General features: G+C 72.8%; 16 protein-coding genes. 8 read left to right on the top strand and 8 right to left on the bottom strand.

The genetic code is table 11. The features are described from left to right. Positions 1-2: 2 nt before the first annotated feature. From ABTX78_RS01700 to ABTX78_RS01690, 3 genes are all read right to left on the bottom strand, one after another. Positions 3-485: an SRPBCC family protein gene (locus tag ABTX78_RS01700; RefSeq protein ID WP_352204810.1), complete on the bottom strand. Its 483-nt coding sequence runs from the start codon at positions 483-485 to the stop codon at positions 3-5. Between the two features lie 461 nt (positions 486-946). Continuing rightward, on the bottom strand, positions 947-1390 hold the full coding sequence (locus tag ABTX78_RS01695; protein ID WP_352204809.1) for an SRPBCC family protein: 444 nt from the start codon (positions 1388-1390) through the stop codon (positions 947-949). 5 nt (positions 1391-1395) lie between these two features. After that, positions 1396-2247, bottom strand: a complete 852-nt coding sequence (locus ABTX78_RS01690) for a DeoR/GlpR family DNA-binding transcription regulator (protein WP_352204808.1) — start codon at positions 2245-2247, stop codon at positions 1396-1398. Between the two features lie 196 nt (positions 2248-2443). Here ABTX78_RS01690 and ABTX78_RS01685 point away from each other — a divergent pair, with 196 nt between their 5' ends. Beyond that, a complete protein-coding gene (locus ABTX78_RS01685; protein WP_352204807.1) occupies positions 2444-4807 on the top strand; it encodes a hypothetical protein in 2364 nt (787 codons plus the stop codon). Here ABTX78_RS01685 and ABTX78_RS01680 read toward each other — a convergent pair. From ABTX78_RS01680 to ABTX78_RS01670, 3 genes are all read right to left on the bottom strand, one after another. After that, a complete protein-coding gene (locus tag ABTX78_RS01680; protein WP_352204806.1) occupies positions 4777-7170 on the bottom strand; it encodes a right-handed parallel beta-helix repeat-containing protein in 2394 nt (797 codons plus the stop codon). The genes ABTX78_RS01685 and ABTX78_RS01680 overlap by 31 nt on opposite strands. 132 nt (positions 7171-7302) lie before the next feature. Next, positions 7303-7908 carry an Rv1733c family protein gene (locus tag ABTX78_RS01675; RefSeq protein WP_352204805.1) on the bottom strand — a complete coding sequence of 202 codons (606 nt, stop codon included), beginning with the start codon at positions 7906-7908 and terminating at the stop codon, positions 7303-7305. 296 nt (positions 7909-8204) lie between these two features. Then, the gene (locus ABTX78_RS01670; protein ID WP_352204804.1) at positions 8205-8648 is read right to left on the bottom strand and encodes a DUF6643 family protein; all 444 of its coding nucleotides are present in this window, start codon (positions 8646-8648) and stop codon (positions 8205-8207) included. A 253-nt stretch (positions 8649-8901) separates the two neighbouring features. On the opposite strand from ABTX78_RS01670, the gene ABTX78_RS01665 reads away from it, so the two are divergent. Continuing rightward, complete coding sequence (locus ABTX78_RS01665; protein WP_352204803.1) at positions 8902-10191, top strand: TerD family protein; 1290 nt, start codon at positions 8902-8904, stop codon at positions 10189-10191. Positions 10192-10213: 22 nt separating this feature from the next. Here the strand turns inward: ABTX78_RS01665 and ABTX78_RS01660 are convergent, their stop codons facing one another. Next, positions 10214-11386, bottom strand: a complete 1173-nt coding sequence (locus tag ABTX78_RS01660) for a glycosyltransferase (RefSeq protein WP_352204802.1) — start codon at positions 11384-11386, stop codon at positions 10214-10216. Here ABTX78_RS01660 and ABTX78_RS01655 point away from each other — a divergent pair. Both ABTX78_RS01655 and ABTX78_RS01650 read left to right on the top strand, forming a co-directional pair. Next, positions 11385-12224: a glutamate racemase gene (locus ABTX78_RS01655; protein ID WP_352204801.1), complete on the top strand. Its 840-nt coding sequence runs from the start codon at positions 11385-11387 to the stop codon at positions 12222-12224. The two genes, ABTX78_RS01660 and ABTX78_RS01655, sit on opposite strands and share 2 nt — an antisense overlap. Positions 12225-12328: 104 nt before the next feature. After that, positions 12329-12886: a hypothetical protein gene (locus ABTX78_RS01650; protein WP_352204800.1), complete on the top strand. Its 558-nt coding sequence runs from the start codon at positions 12329-12331 to the stop codon at positions 12884-12886. Positions 12887-12971: 85 nt separating this feature from the next. Here the strand turns inward: ABTX78_RS01650 and ABTX78_RS01645 are convergent, their stop codons facing one another. Then, positions 12972-14042, bottom strand: a complete 1071-nt coding sequence (locus tag ABTX78_RS01645) for an O-antigen ligase family protein (RefSeq protein WP_352204799.1) — start codon at positions 14040-14042, stop codon at positions 12972-12974. A 194-nt stretch (positions 14043-14236) separates the two neighbouring features. Between ABTX78_RS01645 and lnt the strand changes: the two genes are divergently transcribed. The 4 genes from lnt to ABTX78_RS01625 all read left to right on the top strand — a co-directional run bounded on the left by lnt (position 14237) and on the right by ABTX78_RS01625 (position 19270). Continuing rightward, complete coding sequence (gene lnt / locus ABTX78_RS01640; protein WP_352204798.1) at positions 14237-15871, top strand: apolipoprotein N-acyltransferase; 1635 nt, start codon at positions 14237-14239, stop codon at positions 15869-15871. 36 nt (positions 15872-15907) lie between these two features. Further along, positions 15908-16390 (top strand): NUDIX hydrolase, encoded by a 483-nt coding sequence (locus ABTX78_RS01635; RefSeq protein ID WP_352204797.1) that lies wholly within the window; start codon positions 15908-15910, stop codon positions 16388-16390. A gap of 55 nt (positions 16391-16445) precedes the next feature. Further along, entirely contained in the window at positions 16446-17249 is an 804-nt protein-coding gene (locus ABTX78_RS01630) for a 3-hydroxybutyrate dehydrogenase (RefSeq protein ID WP_352204796.1), read from the top strand. A gap of 80 nt (positions 17250-17329) precedes the next feature. Further along, entirely contained in the window at positions 17330-19270 is a 1941-nt protein-coding gene (locus tag ABTX78_RS01625) for a helix-turn-helix domain-containing protein (protein WP_352204795.1), read from the top strand. Positions 19271-19423: the final 153 nt, after the last annotated feature.

Here is a 19423-nt window from a genome sequence, read left to right as displayed (position 1 = left end):
TATCAGGACGTGGCGGACCGGGCGAGCCTGCGGTCCAGCCGGCGTATCGCACGCCGGAAGGACGTGCCGAGGCCCGCTCGGCCCAGCCGCACCAGGACACGCACCGGCGCCGGAGCGTCCACCGCGAAGGTCCACCGCACGCGGCTGCCCTGTGCTGTCGGCGTGATCACCCATTCCTCCAACAGGGCTCGCAGGCCCGGCGCGTTGGTGGTGTCCACCCGGTACGCGTAACGCTCATGGGGATCCGTCGCCATGACCGTCTCGCCGAAGAAGACGCCGCCCTTGAGCCGGACGTCCCGGCCCGCGCCGTCGCGGGTCGGGACCACCGAGGACACCGCGTCGAACCAGGCCGGCCAGTCCGTCACGTCCTCGGCGAGCGCCCGGTACACCGCCTCCGGGGAGGCGCAGACCTCGCCGGTGAAGACCAGGCGCACGGGGGCGGACGCGGCGAAGTCGATGTCCACGGGCTGGAGTCGGCGGGGCATGGACCGTACCTCCGGTGCAGGGAGCGGGGCCCCACACCGTAACTGACATTCTGTCAATTGTCCGCCCCCGCAGAGCGGTCGGCATCGGCCTCCGAGCGCGGAGAGGCCCTCCCCGCCCCGCATGCGGCCCGACAGCTTCACCTGAGCACCCCGGGGCGCGGGCACGGCCATCGTCGGGCCGGCGGCGCCGGCCGTCACGGCTCCGGACGCGGGCGGTGGGTCGCGACGGCATGCGCGGGCCTCTTCCGGGCCTGGCCCGGGCCCTGTTCCGGGCCTGTTCCGGGCTCCTGGATCGGGTGTGTTCGAGATGCCCTGACCGAGGTCTGTGCGAGGCGTCCGCGCCGATGCGTTCGCGATGCCGGCCGGTCCCGGCGGGCAGTCGTCCAGTGGCCGTGACCGCGCAACAGCCCACCCGCCACTCGTTCCTGAACCCGGCACTCGTTCCTGGGCCCGGCCCCCGCTCAGCGCCCGCGTCCCCGCAACAGCCCGTCCAGCGCCCGGCCGAAGACCACCCGCCCCACGCGGACGACCAGCGGATCCAGGACGCGCGGCAGCAGCCGGATCCGCAGCTCCTCTGTCCACACCACCACCGCCCCCGCGCCCTGGGGTTCCACCTCGATCTCCGCCCAACCGGTGATCACCCGGCCACGCTTCTCCAGTCGGCAGCGGGCCGTCCCACCCGCGCGCGGCGGGACCCAGCGCACGACCTCCATCGGGTCGTCGAAACCGACCCGGCCCACGCCCGAGCGCACGACGAACAGCGTGCCCTCCCCGGTCGGCACCCCGGAGACCGAGGACAGCCGGGTGAGCGGCACCTGCGCCGCATGGGAGCGCCAGTCGGTGACCCGCTTCCACGCCTCGTCCGCGGTCAGCGTCACCGCCCGCGTCAGCCGGAACGCCGTCACCGGGATCAGCCGTCCTGTCCGTCCTGCGCGGACGTTTCCGGACCGCCCGCCACCACCAGACCCGGCAGATGCTCCGCGATCTCCTCGCGCGCCTCCCCGGACAGCCCGGCATCCGTGACCAGCGTGTCGATCTCGGCAAGGGCGGCGAACGAACTCAGGCCCACCGTCCCCCACTTGGTGTGGTCGGCGACCACCACCACACGCCGCGCGGCCTGGACGAAGCGGCGGTTCGTCTCGGCCTCCGCCAGGTTCGGCGTGGACAGACCCGCCTCGACGGAGATCCCGTGCACCCCGAGGAACAGCACATCGAAGTGGAGCGAGCGGATCGCCTGGTCGGCGACGGGACCCACCAGCGAGTCCGACGGCGTCCGCACACCCCCGGTCAGGACCACCGTCGCACTGCCCGGCCGCGGACCTGCGGTCGCCCCCGCGCGCTGCGCGGCATGGAACACGTCCGCCACACGCACCGAGTTGGTCACCACCGTCAGATCGGGCACGTCCAGCAGATGGTGGGCGAGCGCGTACGTCGTGGTCCCGCCGGACAGCGCGATCGCGCTGCCGGGCACCGCCATCTGCGCCGCCGCCCGGGCGATGTCCTCCTTGGCGCTGAGCTCCAGCGCCGACTTGGCCTCGAATCCCGGCTCGTGGGTGCTCGCCTCGACCACCGGCACCGCCCCGCCGTGGACCTTCTCCACGACCCCCTGGCGGGCCAGGGCGTCCAGGTCCCGGCGCACGGTCATGTCGGAGACATTGAGCTTGCGGGTGAGTTCGTTGACCCGCACCCCGCCGCGCCTGCGTACCTCGTCGAGGATCAGAGCACGCCGCTGCTCCGCGAGCAGGTTCTGGTTGTCCGTCACTGCCGGGGCCGGTCCTTCCACGTCGTCCAAGCGTCCGAGGTCACGGTTTCTCATCCTCGCACGGCCCGCACGCCCCGGGCTCGCGGAGATTCGGTGAGAGCGGTGCGGTGAACTGCTGAGATCCGGGATTCTGGGGCATGAACCCTGCGCGGTCGCGCACGGATCGATCCTCCCACCGAGAGAGCGAGTCACAGAAGTGTCCTCTGCCACTCCGGTACCGCAGCACGGAGGGCCCGCGCTCGAACTGCTGGTCCACGGCGTCGGCGGTGCTACCCCGCAGGACATGCTCGGCGACCCCCGCACCGTGAGGGTCTCCGGCGACGAGAAGGCCGCCGTCTTCCGCCGCACCGAGGACGAGGAGGCGGAACACCGGCCCGAGCTCTACGTCGACCGGCCCATCCCCGAGGCCTACTGCTGGTCCAACCTCACCTCGGGCAACAGCGCCCGTGCCCTGTGGCTCATCCTGCTGCCGTTCATGGTCGTCAACCTCGCGCACTGGATGCGCCCCCGGGCCAAGGGCCGCAGGCGGACGACCCGGACCTACGGCGTCCTGGTGCGGCTCCTCGCCCTCAGTCTCACCGTCCTGTTCACCGCCGCGGCGTGCGAGGTGGCGCTCGATCTCGTCGCCTGGCAGTGCGCGGGCTCGGCCGCGTGCGCAGCCGACCGCTCGTGGCTCGGGTTCATGTCGAGCGCTCAGGGCGGCTGGTGGTCGCAGCCCGGCCGCCGGCTCGCGCTCGCCTCCCTGCTCCCGGCAGCACTGGTGGGCCTGCTCTGGTATCTGTCCAACCGCACCTGGAGCGCGTACGAGTCGCAGCGGCCGCCGAGCGGCCAGGACGTGGCGGAGGGCGAGGCCGGGCCGAGGGACGACGAGGGACACACCGCCGGCCCGGCCCTGCGGCCCGCGCTCGGCCGGCCCGGCTTCTGGTACGGCCGCCGGCTCGTCGCCCGGCTGCGTGCCGCGCACACCGCGGCCGGTTTCCTCACCGTCTCCGCGGCCGTCGCCGGTGCCGCGGCGCGGCACGACCGCGGAGCCGGCAGCACCGCGCTCGCGGTCTGCGGATGGCTGATCGAGGCCGCCCTGGCCGTCGGGCTCGTGGCCGTGCTGCGGGTCGTCCTCCGCAGGGGCCGCAGTGAGCGCCGGATGGACGCCCGGCTGGACCGCGTCACCGTCAGCGTGCTGCCCGGCGCGGCTCTCGCCCTGTTCGCGCTGTCCCTGCTGTACTCCTGCTGGTCCCGGCCCGGGTGGACGTCGAGCGGCACCCTCCCCGGGGATGTGACCTTCGGGGTCATCACCGTCGTCCAGGGCGCACTCGTCGTCGCCCTCGCCGTCGCGGCCCGGGCACTCCACCGGCACGCGCGCGACGCCCGGACCGTCCTGCACGGTCTCGGCGGCCCCGCCGTCGCGATGCTCGCCTGCGCGCTCGGCGGGGTCATGACCGGAGGTGTCGCCCAGCGGGTCGCCGACTGGCTGGACGGCCCGGGCACCCCCGGCATGGACGGCGAGGGCACCATCCCCGGACCGCCCGTCCTGCTCAGCTGGCAGGCGTCCGTCATCCCCGTGCTGCTGGTGCTCCTGCTCGCCCCGGCGGCCGTCCTCGGCATCCGGACCTGGCTGACCGGCCGCCGACTCGCCGCGGGCGTCGAGGAGGAGTACGACGCGGACCGCCCCGACTCCGGACGGACGCGGCAGATCGCCGGCACCCGGGCCCGGGCAGGTCTCACCGACGACGCGCCCTGGCTCGTCGGCATCGTCTCCGGCGCCACCCTGCTGCTCGGCGCCGGCGCGGTCGCCGGAGCCTGGGCCGGCGGAGCCGTACCGGGCGAGGCGTTCGCCGGCAGCGGCGGGTTCGTCGAGTCCGCCGCCGACACCGCGCAGTCCCTGGGCTCCTGGCTGATCGGCTTCGGTTTCATACTGTTCGTGACCTGGGGGCGCCGGGCCTACCGTGACGCCTCCGCCCGGCGCACCATCGGCATCCTGTGGGACGTCGGCACCTTCTGGCCGCGTGCCGCCCACCCCTTCGCGCCGCCGTGCTACGCGGAGCGCGCCGTGCCCGACCTCACCTGGCGCATGTGCACCTGGACCGAACGGACCGGCGGCCGGCTTGTCATCTCCGGGCACTCCCAGGGCAGTGTGCTGGCGGCCTCGGCCGTCTGGCAGCTGCCGCCGGAGACCCGCCGCCGGGTCGCCCTGCTGACGTACGGGTCCCCGCTGGAGAGGCTCTACGGCCGCTGGTTCCCGGCCTACTTCGGACCCACGGCACTGCGCGAGCTGCGCGGTGAACTGGACTGCTGGCGCAACCTCTGGCGGATCACCGACCCCATCGGCGGACCCGTCCGGGTGCCGGCCGAGTGCGACCACCCCGATGTCGACCGGGCGGCGCTCAAGGACCCGCTGATATACGGCCGTTCACGCCAACACCCCTTGCCCGAACCGATTCTGGGCCACTCCGACTACCAGGCGGACCCGGCCTTCCGCACCGAGCGCCAGGAGCTGCTCGACCGGATCGCAGCGGCCGTCCCCCGCCAGGCTCAGGGCAGTTCGGGCAGATCCTCCGGGTAGAGCAGGGTCAGGTCGTCGGTGTTCATCTCGGTGAGCTCGGCGACCCGGCCCGCGTGCCGCTCCACCATCGACTCGAACGTCTGCCGCGCGGTACGGCCGTTGCCGAACGCGGGCCCCTTGGGCAGTGCCGTGAAGTACTTCAGCAGCGCGTCGTCCGTGCCGTCCGCGAGCCGGTACTCGTGGTCCTCGGCCTGCTGCTCCACGATCCGCAGCAACTCGTCGGCGTCGTAGTCCTGAAAGGTGATGGTTCGTGAGAAACGGGACGCCACACCGGGGTTGACCGACAGGAAGCGTTCCATCTCCGCGGTGTAGCCGGCGACGATGACCACGACCGCCTCCCGGTGGTCCTCCATCAGCTTCACCAGGGTGTCGATGGCCTCCTTGCCGAAGTCACGCGCCGAGTCCTCGGGGGACAGGGCGTACGCCTCGTCGATGAACAGCACCCCACCGCGCGCCCGGTCGAACGCCTCCTGCGTACGGATCGCCGTGGAGCCGATGTGCTCACCGACCAGATCCACCCGGGACACCTCGACCAGATGACCGCGCTCCAGCACCCCCAGCGAGGCCAGGATCTCGCCGTACAGCCGCGCCACGGTCGTCTTGCCGGTGCCGGGGGAGCCGGTGAAGACCAGATGCCGGCGCACCGAGGCGGCCTTCAGTCCCGCCTCCTGGCGGCGCCTGCCCACCTCGATCATGTTGGTGAGCGTGCGGACCTCGCGCTTGACACTGTCCAGGCCGACCAGCCCGTCCAGTTCGCCGAGGACGGCACCCGATGTGCGTACCGGCTCGGCAGGCGGCGCGGGCTTTGCGGGCTGTGCGGGGACCGCCCCGAGCAGGCCGGCCGTCTGGGTCGCCGTCACCACGGCCGGAGCCTGCTCCGTCTGCGGTCGCACCGCGCTCTCGTCGCTCGTGCAGTCCTCGACCGCCGGACCGTCCGGCTCCGCGAACTCGTAGCCACCGCGCGTACACCGCTCGGTGCGGCAGCGGTTCAGTGTCGTGCGGCAGCCGTCCATCACATGGAAGCCGTACCCTCCGCTGCCCGTCACCCGGCAGCCGCGGAAGGTGCCCCGGCCCTCCGCCGAGACATAGAACCCGGCCTCGGCGGGCGAGGTGACCGTGCACCGCTCGATCAGGGGATCGGCGCCCTTGGTGACGATCACCCCGGTCTGCGCCGCGTCGATGGTGCAGCCGCTGAGCGTGCCGCCGCTGCCGTGGTCGCGGAACCACGCCCCGGTGGACACCTCGCGGATCCGGCAGTCGTCGAGCTGCGCGCTCGCCCCGTCGCTCACCGACACCGCGGTGTTCCGCACCTGCGTGAGATCGCTGTCGACGACATCGACCCGCGAGCCGCGGTCCAGGACGAACAGAGCGTCCGGCACGTCGTGGACGCGGCACGACTCGAGGACGGCCGTGGCCCCGTCGCTGACCCACACGGCCGGATAGTCGCCCGTACTGTCGTGGATCTCGCACTGGTTGGCGTCCACCCGGGTGCCCGGGTCCCAGACCGACAGCCCGTTGCGCCCGAAGCGGCGCACCGTGGAACGGGTCAGGGTCAGCACCGAGCGGGATCGCAGATCGACCGCGTTCTCCGGGATGTCGTGGATGTCGCAGTCGGAGAGCGTGAGCACGGCGTCCGTGTCCAGCGTGATCCCGTCGGCCGAGGTGCGGTGGACGCTGGAGTCGGTGAGATGGGCCGTGGCACGCGAAGCGACCTGCACACCGCTGCCCTTGATCTCGTAGATCTCGCAGCCGATCGCTTCCAGGCCGGTGCCCTCGCCGGTGACGCTCAGCCCCGCGCCCGAGGCGTGATGGATGCGGCAGCGCTCCAGGCGCGGATGCGCGCCGCCACGGACGGAGACGCCCGACTGTCCGGCCGCCACCACCTCGCACTCCTCGAACACCCCGCCCGCGCCCTCCAGTACCGCGATACCGATACCGGCCGGATTGTCCACCGTGCACCGGCGGACGGTCGGACGGGCCGCGCCGCGCACCTCCAGGCCCGCGGCCGAGCGCGTGACGATCCGCAGGTCGATCAGCTCGGGTGTGCCGTCCTCCACCAGCAGCGCGGGCGCCGCCGAGTCCTGCCCCTCGACATGAAGATCCTGGACCGTCGCCGACGCGCGCACGGTCAGCGGCACTCCGTCGGCGGGCGCGATGCGCACCGAGCCGACCGCGCCTTCGGCGCCGCGCAGGGTGACCGCCCGCTGGAGCACGAGATTCTCGCGGTACGTCCCGGGGGCCACGGTGAGGATGTCGCCGTCCCCCGCGGCCTCCAGGGCCGCGGCGAGAGAGGCGTACTCACCCGTGCGGCGCCGCCACCGTGATGTGCCGGTGTGCGTCACCTGGACCGTGCCCTGTGCCATGGTGCTGCTCTGCCCCCACCTCGTGACATTGCTCCGCCGCGCCCTGATGAGGGGGGGCGCCCCCCCGGACCCCGCGAGGGGGGTCGCACCACCGTAGCGCGCGGGACGGGCCGGAGTTGACGAGTCGGGAGGTCAGCTGCCCGCTCCGGCGCGGCCCCAGTCGGGACCGACGACGGCCCAGGCCCGGTCGAGCCGGGCGTATCGGCGTCGCAGGAGCCGCCAGGTGATCAGTCGTCTGGCGGATTCGATCACTCCGGCGCAGGCGAACGCCCCGACCACGCCCGCCAGTACGGCGTGCACCTGGGCCGTCTCCGCGTCCAGGGGACGGCCGGCGGGACGGCCCTGCTCGTCGGTCCAGATGGTGAGCGTGTCACCCGGCCTGGGGTCGGGGAGAACCGTGGATATCCGGCCGGTGTGCTTGCTGCCGTCCGCCGCTGTCCAGCCGGCCACGACGGCACGGCCCTTGTCGCGGGCGGCGGACTCGGGGTCGTAGGCCGACGCCCCGGCCGGCGGGGCGTCACGGAGCACCGTCGCGGTGACCTGGTGACGGTTCTGGAGCTGCGTCCGTGCCGACTGTCTGAGCGACTCGTCGGCGAGGGACCCGGCGATCCAGCCGACCACCGGGGCCGCGGTGACGAGAAGCAGTGCGGCGATCAATGCCACCCATGCCTCGGCGAGGTCGGTCGCCCGACGCAGGGGATTGCGCCGCCAACGCCAGACTCCCGTGGCTGATCGCATGACCTGCACCCCCTTCCGCGTCCGTGATAGCCACCAACGGCACGGCATACGCACGGGGTGCGCGAAGAGAGAGGAACATCACCCCTTCGCCGCGGCGCTCCCGTCGACCGCTCAACGCGCGTGCCACGGCACAGGGTTCCCGCAGAACGGCTCTTCAGTACAGGAGAGCCGAGGTACGGACAGGGTGGTGCGTCCACCGACGGTCCCCGGCGAGCCTCTGCGGCACGATGGCCGCCTCGCCGGGTGTGGACCCCGCCACCGATGTGACCGGGGTGGACGTGAGGACTACGGCGCGATCAGTACCCGCCGCCCTGGTACGGACGGTTGTACGGGTCGTTGTAGACCGGCTGGGCCTGCACGGGCCTGGCCGCGGCCGGGCGCATCGCCTCGTACCCGCTCGGCACCGGACGCTGCTGCTGGGGCTGCTGCGGTCCGGGGTAGCCGCGCGGCACGGACGGCTGCTGGGGGATGTACGCGGTCGCCTGCTGCAGGGGCATCGGCTGCTGCATCGGCTGCGGATAACCGTAGGAGGGAGACGGGGACGGAGCCGCCGGGAGGGCGGGCAGCGCCGAGGGGAGGGCCGGCAGGTAGCTGCTCGGACCGTCGTACGCGGAGGGCACTCGGATCGGGGCGATCTGAGGCGTGCCCCGCTCCGCGACGAGGGAGTCGTAGATGGGGGTGTCGGGGAACGACGGAGCGGAGTAGTAACCGCCGCCGTAGGTGGAGCGGGGGGAGGTCATGGCCATAAGTTAAGCCCACGATGTGCTGGTTGGGGAGTCCGATAAGAGGGTTGTTTCGGGAGATGCGAGTGGCCACCGATCCCCAATGCGAGCGAACCCGGGGAAATCGGTCGCGCGGCAGGGCCTCAACCGTGTAAAGGGCAAGCTGAGGGCGGGTTACCCACGGGTCGGCACGGGCGCCGGAGGCCCTGTGACGATTAGGTTGGCGGTCAGTGAACTTTTCCGGACACTCCGACTCGCGATGGGGGCGAGCATGTCCATGCTTAAAGGAGCCAATACTCCGGTGGCGGCGCAGCAGGTGCGCGTCGAATTGGGTTGGCGTTCAAGTCCTGGCGTACCGGATGTCGACGCCTCGGCGCTTCTTCTTGCCACCGGCTCGGGCAAGGTCCGCTCCGACGCGGACTTCGTCTTCTACAACCAGGCCTCGCACGCCTCGGGGGCGGTACGCCACGAAGGCAAGCAGAACGGGTCCGGCGGTGTGACGGACCTGATGTGGGTGGACCTGGGGCAGGTGGAGTCGGCGATCGAGAAGATCGTGCTGGCGGCCTCCGCCGACGGGGGCAACTTCGGCCAGGTCCCCGGGCTCTACATCCGGGTGGTGGACGCGTCGAGCGGCGCGGAGATCGCGCGCTACGACAGCCAGGACGCGTCGGTCGAGACGGCCTTCGTGCTCGGCGAGTTCTACCGGCGCCAGGGGGCGTGGAAGTTCCGCGCGGTCGGTCAGGGCTACAGCACCGGACTCGCGGGTCTGGCCACGGACTTCGGCATCTCGGTCGACGAGCCGCACGCGGCGCCGGTCCCGCCGGCTCCCGCCCGGGTCACGCCGCCTCCCGCTCCTGTCGCGCCCGCGCCCGTCGCACCTCCGGCACCGCCCACGCCGCCGTCCGCCCCGCAGCCCACGGCTCCCGTACGGCTGACCAAGGTCACCCTGACGAAGGAAACCCCGTCCGTCTCGCTCACCAAGCAGGGCGGCACATCGGGTGCCATGCGCGTCAACCTCAGCTGGCAGGTGCGCAAGCAGTTCAAGGGGTGGGGAGCCAAGCTCGGCCGTGCCGTCGCCATGCACGGGGACCTCGACCTCGACCTGTGCGCGCTCTACGAACTCACCGACGGGCGCAAGGGAGTCGTACAGGCTCTCGGCAACGCCTTCGGCGCGCTGCACCAGCCTCCGTTCATCCACCTCGACGGCGACGACCGCACCGGCGGCACGTCCGGCGAGAACCTCACCATCAACCTGGACCACAAGGACCAGCTGCGCCGCGTCGTCATCTTCGTGACCGTCTACGAAGGCGCCCGCAGCTTCGCCGACCTCGACGCGACGGTCACGCTCCAGCCGCAGCACGGAGCGCCCATCGACTTCTCGCTCGGCGAGTGCACCGTTCCCTCCACCGTCTGCTCGCTCGCGCTGATCACCAACACGGGCTCGGACCTCGTCGTCCAGCGCGAGGCCCGCTTCCTCGTCCCGGAGCGCGGCGTCAGCCCGCAGCGCACCGTCGACTACACCTACGGGTGGGGCATGAACTGGACGCCCGGCCGGAAGTGACGGGCGACGGCCGGTTCGGCGGTCAGGACTCCGGTGTGGCACGGGGGCGTGCGTAGGTACGCCCCTTCCACGCCGCGCCCCGGCCACGGTAGTGCTGCACCGCCGAATCGACCGTCATCAGCAGATAGAGCAGTGCGGTGAAGGGCAGCAGCGCGGCGAGCAGCGGCGTCTGCCGGTAGTAGCGCAGCATCGGCAGATACGTCGCCGCCATCACCGCCCAGGCGAGACCCCCGGCCCAGCCGGCCGCGGGGTCGTGCCCGAGGACGCCCGCGCACAGCGCGACCGGCGGCACGAGGTACACCAGCGTGAGCCCGGCGACCGTGCCCGCCAGCAGCAGGGGACTGTGCAGGAGTTGGGCGTACGCGCTGCGCGACACCATCCGCCACAGATCCGCCAGACGCGGATAGGGCCGCACACTCTCCACCTTCTCGGCCAGCCCCAGCCAGATGCGCCCGCCCGACCGCTGCACCGCGCGCGCCAGGGACACGTCGTCGATCACCGCATGCCGGATCGTGCCCGGAACGCCCGCACGCTCGGCCGCCTCGGACCGCAGGAGCACGCAGCCGCCCGCTGCTGCTGCGGTGCGCGCACCGGGCCGGTTGACCCGACGGAACGGATAGAGCTGCGAGAAGAAGTAGACGAAGGCGGGGACCACGAGACGTTCCCAGCCGGTCGCGATCCGCAGACGTGCCATCTGGGAGACGAGATCGAGTCCGCCGGTGCGGGCCGCGGCCACCAACTCCCGCAGACTGTCCGGGGCGTGGGCGATGTCGGCGTCGGTGAGCAGCAGATACTCCGGCTCGTGCTCCCTCGCCAGGGCGATGCCGTGCCGCAGGGCCCACAGCTTTCCCGTCCAGCCGGGCTCCGGCTCGCCGGGGGAGACGACGCGCAGCGGCAGTCCGCCGTACCGTTCGGCCAGCGCGAGCGCCACCTCTCCGGTGCCGTCCGTGCTTCCGTCGTCGACCAGAACGATCTCCGCGCGTCCCGGATAGTCCTGGGCCAGCAGGGAGGGCAGGCCGGCGGGAAGGGACCCCGCCTCGTCGCGCGCGGGCACGACGACGGCGACGTCCGGCCACACGGCCAGGGGCTCACGACGCGGCAACCGCTGGTCCGTACGCCAGAAGAAGCCCTGGCCCAGCAGGAGCCATCCCCAGGCGGCCAGCGATCCGAGGGCGATCCAGGCAACGGCGCTCATGCGCCGCAGTCTGCCCCACCGGAAGGGCCCCACAAGGGCGGTCGACTATGGTGACCGGGTGAAGATCGCGCTCATGGACTCCGGAATCGGCCTCCTCCCGGCGGCCGCCGCGGTGCGCCGGCTGAGGCCGGACGCGGATCTCGTCCTCTCCTCGGACCCCGACGGCATGCCATGGGGTCCGCGCACCCCGGACAGTGTGACCGAACGGGCGCTCAAGGTCGCCCGTGCGGCCGCCGCCCATGGACCGGACGCCCTGATCGTCGCCTGCAACACCGCGTCGGTGCACGCGCTGCCCGCGCTGCGCGCCGAGCTGGAGCCGGCGATCCCCGTCATCGGTACGGTTCCGGCGATCAAGCCCGCGTCCGCAGGCGGGGGACCGGTTGCGATCTGGGCCACCCCGGCCACCACCGGCAGCCCCTACCAGCGCGCGCTCATCCGTGACTTCGCCGACTCCGTCGCGGTCACGGAGGTCCCGTGCCCCGGACTCGCCGACGCGGTTCAGTACGCCGACGAGGAGGCCATCGACCGGGCGGTGGCGGCGGCGGCCGCTCTCACTCCGCGCGATGTCCGGGCCGTCGTCCTCGGCTGCACGCACTACGAGCTGGTCGCCGGGCGGATCCGCGCCGCCGTGGAACAGCCGGTGATCCTGCACGGCTCCGCCGACGCGGTCGCCGCGCAGGCGCTCCGGCGTCTCGGCGAGCTCCCGGCCCCCGACGCCGCCCCGAGCAGCGCGCTGACGGTGCTGCTCAGCGGCCGTGACGAGGTCCTGCCGGCTCAGGCGGCGCACTACGCGGAGGGCCGGTTGCTGCGGACAATGAGCTCCGCACACGGAACGTGAGTCCCGCGCACGGAAGGTGAGCCCTGCCTGCTGGTGCGGCACGTCGGCGTGATCCTCATGACGGACCCCATGCTGTGGGGGCAGTTGCTGGGTACCCTCCTTCCATGAAGGACCTCGCCCGAGATTCTGTGGCGTCCGCGGAGCCCGTTCCCGCCGTGTGGACCGGCCGAGCGACGAACCGTATGCAGTGGCTGCTCGCCGCGGCGGGTGCCGCCGTTGTCGCGCTGGGTGTGGAGCTGGCGGTCGCCTCCCCGTGGACCTCCGGTATCGCGCCTCTGCTGATGTCGGTGATCGGCTGTGTAGCCGCCGGTCTGCTGATCCTGTACGGCACCCTCGCGTTCGTCCATGTGGCGGTGAAGGTGGACAGCGACGCCGTCGAGGTGCGCTGCGGGCACATGGGCCTGCCGCGTCGGCGGATTCCGCTGTCGCATGTCGCCGGCGCGGAAGTCGCCGCCAGGGTCACCCCGCGGCAGTGGGGCGGCTGGGGCTACCGCTGGCGCCCGGAGAAGGGCACCGCGGTGGTCGTACGGCGCGGCGAGGGCATCGTCGTCACGCTGGGCGACGGCAGAGACTTCACGGTGACGGTCGACGACGCGGAAGCCGCGGTCCTGGCCATCCGCGACGGGCTGCGCCGGGGTACGGGCACGGCGGTCAAGGCCTGACGGTCCTCCGATTGCCCGACCCCATGTGCGCGTGATCTCCCGCCCCCACCGGCCGGACCGGACCTGGACCGTCGGTGGGCGTCCGTCAGCGGGTGCGCGCAGCCGCCGGGGCCGGATCGTCGTCCGTCTGTGCCGGATCACCGCCGGCCACCCGCGCGGTCGCAAGCCCTGCCAGCAGCCCCGCACCGGCCGTCACGGGCGCGAAACTAAGTGCGTTCCCCAGGCTCGCCAGCGCCGCGAGGGCCGTGAGCGCCGCACCCGCGCTCAGGACCACCGGGGTGGAGCGCGGTGAGCGCCACAGCCCGTACAGCATCCAGCCGAAGGCCGCGCCCAGCAGCACCACTCCCACCACGCCCTGCTCGGCGGCCTGTTGCAGCGAGGCCGAGTGCGGTTTGCCGTCCGAGCCCGCCACCTGCTGTGCCGTGGGACTGAGCAGCCCGAAGCGGTCCGGTCCGACACCGCGCAGGGGTTCGTCCTCGGCGAGTTCGACCGCGTCGTGCCACAGCGCGACGCGGTTCTGCGTCAGCTGTCCCTCCAGGGAGACCGTGAGCCCGTCCGGCAGGGCGTCCTCGGCCACCCCCCACGATGTGGCGACCAGTAGACCCGTCACCAGGGCAAGCGCGCCGAGAGGCACGGTTCGGCGGTGCATCCGTGCGACCGCCAGAGAGCAGAGCAGCACACCGGTCGCGGCCGCGAACCCGGCCACCGAGCCGAGCCACAACGCGGTGCACGCGACCGCCGACGCCAGTCCCCGAAGGGCCAGCCGCAGCACCGGAGGCCGGGCGGCGCAGGCCGCGCAGGAGGCGGCGCCCGCGGCGAGGACGAGGAGGGCGGCGGCCGCTCCGGTGTGCCCGGGCTGGAGGGGATCGCCCGCGCCGGCGCCGGGTACGCCCTCCGGTGAGGCAATCGCCAGGCCGAGGGCCGCAAGAGAGAGGGCCGAAGCCGCCGCGACCGGCAGCAGTGTGCCGCAGATGCGGCCGAAGGCGTATCCGGCGGCGACCGCGAACACCGCCAGCAGTACGCCCTCGGGTCTGGCCTCGCGACCGGTCGCGCTGATCAGGGACCACGCCGCACACCCGCCGAGGACGACGACACCGGCGACATCGGTCCCGCCACCGCGTTCCCGCGTCGCCGACCGGCCGTACGGTGCATGCATTCCGCCGACCCCCCGGACCCGTGGCAGCCCCCGCCGCCGCAGCCGAACCGCGTCCGGCGGCACGGCTGGCGCACACGGTAACGGCACCGACACGGTTTTGTGGATGCCTTGCGCAGGAACGTTGCTTCCGGCGCCGCGGGCGGTCGCCGGACCGGACTGCCACCCGCACGGGCCGCCGCCGTAGACTCCGCCAGGTGAGCGCCACCGTCACCGCCATCGACACTCCACCGTCCGCCCCCTCCGGGCTCCGGCCGCTGCTGCGCCGGTTCGTCCGGCCCGGGGCAGCGGCTCTGGCTGGAGTGCTGCTCTTCCTGAGCTTCCCGCCCAGGCCCCTGTGGTGGCTGGCGCTCCCCGCCTTCGCGCTGCTCGGCTGGTCCCTGTACGGGCGCCGGCTGCGACCCGCGTTCGGCCTCGGGTACCTGACCGGCCTCGGCTTCCTGCTGCCGCTGCTCAGCTGGACCGGCGAAGAGGTCGGCCCCCTGCCCTGGATCGCCCTGGCCGCGGTCGAGGCGGTCTTCGTCGCCGCCGCCTGTTTGGGCATGGCCGCGGTCAGCCGGCTTCCGGCCTGGCCCGTGTGGGGTGCGGCGGTGTGGATCGCCGGTGAGGCGGCTCGTGCCAGAGTGCCGTTCGGAGGCTTCCCCTGGGGCAAGATCGCCTTCGGGCAGGCGGACAGCGTCTTCCTGCCCCTCGCCGCGGTGGGCGGCACACCGCTGCTCGGCTTCGCGGTGGCACTGTGCGGCCTCGGGCTGTACGAGACGGTCCGACGGGTGCTCGACTTCCGGCGCACCGGAGCACTGCCGCGCGGTCCCCTGGCCGCCGCACTGCTCACCGTGCTCGTCCCGGTGACGGCGGCGTTCGCGGCACTGCCGCTCGTCGACGACGCGGCCGAGGACGGCACCGCCACCGTGGCCGCGATCCAGGGCAATGTGCCCCGCCTCGGGCTCGACTTCAACTCCCAGCGGCGTGCGGTGCTCGACAACCACGCGCGCCGTACCGAGGAGCTCGCCGCGGAGGTGAAGGCGGGGAAGACGGCCAAGCCGGACTTCGTGCTGTGGCCCGAGAACTCCTCCGACCTCGACCCGTACCGCAACGCCGACGCCCGTCTCGTCATCGACGAGGCCGTGAAGGCCATCGGGGTGCCGACGGTCGTCGGCGCGGTCGTCACCCCGGACACCGGAAAGCTCCGCAACACCCTCATCGATTGGGATCCCGTCCGCGGCCCGGTGAACACCTACGACAAGCGCCATGTGCAGCCGTTCGGCGAGTACATCCCGATGCGCTCCGTCGTGCGGCTGTTCAGCTCGGACGTCGACCGGGTCCGCCGTGACTTCGGCCCCGGCGACCAGGTCGGTGTCTTCGACCTGGCGGGTACGAAGGTCGGTCTCGTCACCTGCTTCGAGGCCGCGTTCGACGACGCGGCACGGGACACCGTCACGCACGGCGCCCAGCTCATCTCCGTGCCCAGCAACAACGCGACCTTCGGCCGCAGCGAGATGACGTATCAGCAGCTGGCCATGTCACGGGTGCGGGCCGTCGAGCACGGCCGCTCCGTCGTCGTTCCCGTGACCAGCGGCGTCAGCGCGGTCATCATGCCGGACGGGGAGATCGTCCAGCGGACGAAGATGTTCACACCGGACGCGCTGGTCGCCGAGGTGCCGCTGCGTTCCTCGCTCACCCCGGCAACGCGCCTCGGGACCTGGCCCGAGATCGCGCTGCTGCTGATCGCGGCAGGCGGCGTCGGCCTGGTGAGCGTGCAGGGCGTCCGCAAGCGGCGTGAGCGGGCGACGGCGGTCGACCCGGTCGCCACGGGCACCGGCGACGCCGGATAGACCGGCCGCGCCCGGCGGGCCGTTAGGGTCGAAGCCATGGCTACCCCCGACTTCATCCGTGACATCCGGGCGACCGCCGGTAACCAGCTGCTTCTCCTGCCCGGCGTCAGCGCGGTCGTCTTCGACGACGAGGGGAGGGTCCTGCTGGGACGGCGTGCGGACAACGGCCGGTGGTCCGTCATCGGCGGGATCCCCGAGCCCGGCGAGGAGCCGGCCGCGACCGCCGTGCGCGAGGTGTACGAGGAGACCGCGGTGCGCTGTGTCGCCGAACGGGTCGTGCTCGTCCAGGCACTGCCCGAGCCGATCACCTATCCCAACGGGGACCGGTGCCAGTTCATGGACATCACCTTCCGCTGCCGGGCGCTGGGCGGTGTGGCGTGTGTCAACGACGACGAGTCGCTCGAGGTCGGCTGGTTCAGCGTCGACGCGCTGCCGGAGCTCAAGGAATTCGCGCACTTCCGGATCAAGCAGGCCCTGGCCGAGGGACCGGCATGGTTCCAACCTATGCATGAGCAGTGAAGTATGGGTGGCGACCACATCGGTCGGGCAATGATCGCTGCCTAGGGTTCGCAGCATGACGTCCCCCACCACACCTGGCGTTCCTCCTCCCGTGGTCGACCTCGATCTCGGCGGCCGCACCGCACTCGTCACCGGGGCAGCGAGCGGCATCGGCCGCGCATGCGCGCTGCGACTGGCGGCCGCGGGGGCGAAGGTGAGGGCCGTCGACCGCGACGCCGACGGGTTGGAGACACTCGCCGCACTCGGCACGGGCGCGGGCGGATCCGTGGAGCCCCAAGTGCTGGATCTCACCGACCTCGACGCGGCGGAGGCGGCCGCAGCCGGCGCCGACATCCTGGTCAACAACGCCGGTCTCCAGCTGGTCCGGCCCATCGAAACCTTTCCGCCCGACGTCTTCCACACGGTGCTCACCGTGATGCTCGAGGCTCCGTTCCGGCTGATCCGGGGCGCCCTGCCGCACATGTACGCGCAGGGCTGGGGGCGCATCGTCAACATCTCCTCCGTGCACGGCCTGCGCGCCTCGGCCTTCAAGTCCGCGTATGTGGCCGCGAAACACGGCCTCGAAGGACTCTCCAAAACAGCCGCCCTGGAAGGCGCGCCCCATGGTGTGACATCGGTCTGTGTGAATCCCGGCTATGTGCGCACGCCGCTCGTCGAGCGCCAGATCGCCGATCAGGCGGTGGCCCATTCCCTGCCCGAGGAAGAGGTGCTCGCCGACGTCCTGCTCAAGGACTCGGCCGTCAAGCGCCTGGTGGAGCCCGAGGAAGTGGCCGAGGCGGTGCTGTATCTCTGCACGCCGCAGGCCGCATTCATCACCGGCACCTCTATCGCCCTCGACGGCGGCTGGACCGCGCACTGACGGGTGACCCGGTTGTCCCCAACGGCCCGCTCGTCCACAGGGCTGGTGCCACCTCCCGTACGGCAGGTAATCCTGTGTCCATGTCCCACGATCAAGCCGACTACCTGGAGCTCCTCGCCCGCGGCGCCGCCGCGGAGGCCTACGAGCGGCCGACGCTGCTCGCCCGTGCGAGCGGCGCCGGACCGGAGACGCTCGCCGCCCTCGAACACGCCAAGCAGCTCGCGCTGCGGGTGCGCGCCGAGCTGGAGGGCCGGCGCCGACGCGAGGCCGAGCTCTCGGCGCTGTTCGAAACCGCGCACGACCTCGCTGGACTGCGCGACCTCGACGCCGTGCTCCGCGCCATCGTGCAGCGGGCCCGCTCGCTGCTCGGCACGGAAGTGGCCTATCTGAGTCTCAACGACCCGTCGGCGGGCGACACCTATATGCGGGTCACCGAGGGATCGGTCTCCGCGCGCTTCCAGCAACTGCGGCTCGGTATGGGGGAGGGGCTCGGCGGACTGGTCGCGCAGACCGCCCGTCCCTACGTCACCGACAGCTACTTCGACGACCCGCGCTTCGAGCACACGCGAACGATCGACACCGCGGTGCGGGACGAGGGTCTCGTGGCCATCCTCGGGGTGCCGCTGATGCTCGGCAGCCAGGTCATCGGCGTGCTGTTCGCCGCGGACCGGCGGGAGAGGGTCTTCGAGCGCGGGCAGGTCGCGCTGCTGGCCTCGTTCGCCGCCCACGCGGCCGTCGCCATCGACACCGCCAACCTGCTCGCCGAGACCCGCTCCGCCCTCGCCGAACTGGAGAAGGCAAACGAGATCATCCGGGACCACAGCGGTGTCATCGAGCGCGCGTCCGACATCCACGACCGGCTGACCGAAGTGGTGCTGCGCGGCGGCGGCGTCGACGACGTGGCGGCCGCCCTCTCCGAAGTCCTCGACGGCACGGTCCGCTTCACCGACAGTCACCCCGACGCACCCGGCGCGGACGGGCGCGCGATACGCCGGGGGCAGGAGTGGGTGGCAGCCGTCTCGGCCGGCGGTGAGGACCTCGGCGCCCTGGTGCTGCGGGGCCACGCCGACCTCGACCCCGTCGACCGGCGCACCCTGGAGCGCGGCGCGATGGTGACCTCACTCCTGCTGCTCGCCCGCCGCTCCGCCCACGAAGCGGAACAGCGCGTACGGGGCGAACTGCTCGACGACCTCCTCGACGCCCCCGACCGCGACCCACGACTGCTGCGGGAGCGGGCGGCCCGGCTGGGGGCGGACCTCGACGTGCCGCACCTGGTGCTGGCCGCGCGGATGGAGGGACCGGACGCCGGCGCGCCCGAGCAGGAGAGCGCGGGTCGCGGCGCGGCCGGGCGCGTCGGGGGCCGGGGTACGGGCACCTCGGTGGAGCGTGAGAGCGCCGACCGCCAGCGGTTGTGGGCAGCCGCCTCGCATCTGGCGGCGACCCGCTCGGGCCTGGCCGCTGCGCGGGACGGGGGCGCGGTCCTGCTGCTGCCGCTGGGCCCGGACGACGACGCCTCCGCGCTCGCCCGCCGCACCGCCCGGCAACTGGGCGGCGCGCTCAGGGAGTCGGTGACGGTGGGCGCCTCCGCGCCGGTCGCCGGGCCCGCGGACGACCCGGGCCCGATAGCCGGCGCGTACGACCAGGCGCGGCGCTGCCTCGACGCGCTGCGGCTGCTCGGCCGGGCCGGCCAGGGTGCCGCGGCGCAGGACCTCGGCTTCCTCGGACTGCTCCTCGCCGATCCCGGTGACATCGACGGCTTCGTCGGGCGCACGATGGGCGAAGTCGTCGCATACGACCGCCGCCGCGGCACCGATCTGGTGCGCACGATGGACGCGTACTTCGCGAGCGGGATGAGCCCGGCCCGTACGAAGGACGCGCTGCACGTCCATGTGAACACGGTGGCCCAGCGCCTGGAGCGCATCGGCCGGCTGCTCGGTCCGGACTGGCAGTCGCCCGGCAGAGCGCTGGAGATCCAACTGGCGCTGCGGCTGCACGCGATGTCGGAGGCGGTGGCCCGCTAGACGCCCCTGTGGCGCGGGCGTGGTGGTCCTGGCCGTTTCGAGGCCGGAGCAGGGGCAGGAGCCGGACCGAAGCGTGCGGCAAGGCTGAAGTCGTCGTCCGACACAGGCGGTTTCGGGCGGACTTGACGCCGTGCCAGCTGCCCGCTGGGCGCA

Source organism: Streptomyces sp. NPDC096193 (assembly GCF_040302905.1).
In the GTDB taxonomy this organism is placed as follows: domain Bacteria; phylum Actinomycetota; class Actinomycetes; order Streptomycetales; family Streptomycetaceae; genus Streptomyces.
The sequence above is the reverse complement of the archived record's forward strand: the minus strand, read 5'-3'. Positions and strand labels throughout refer to the sequence as shown.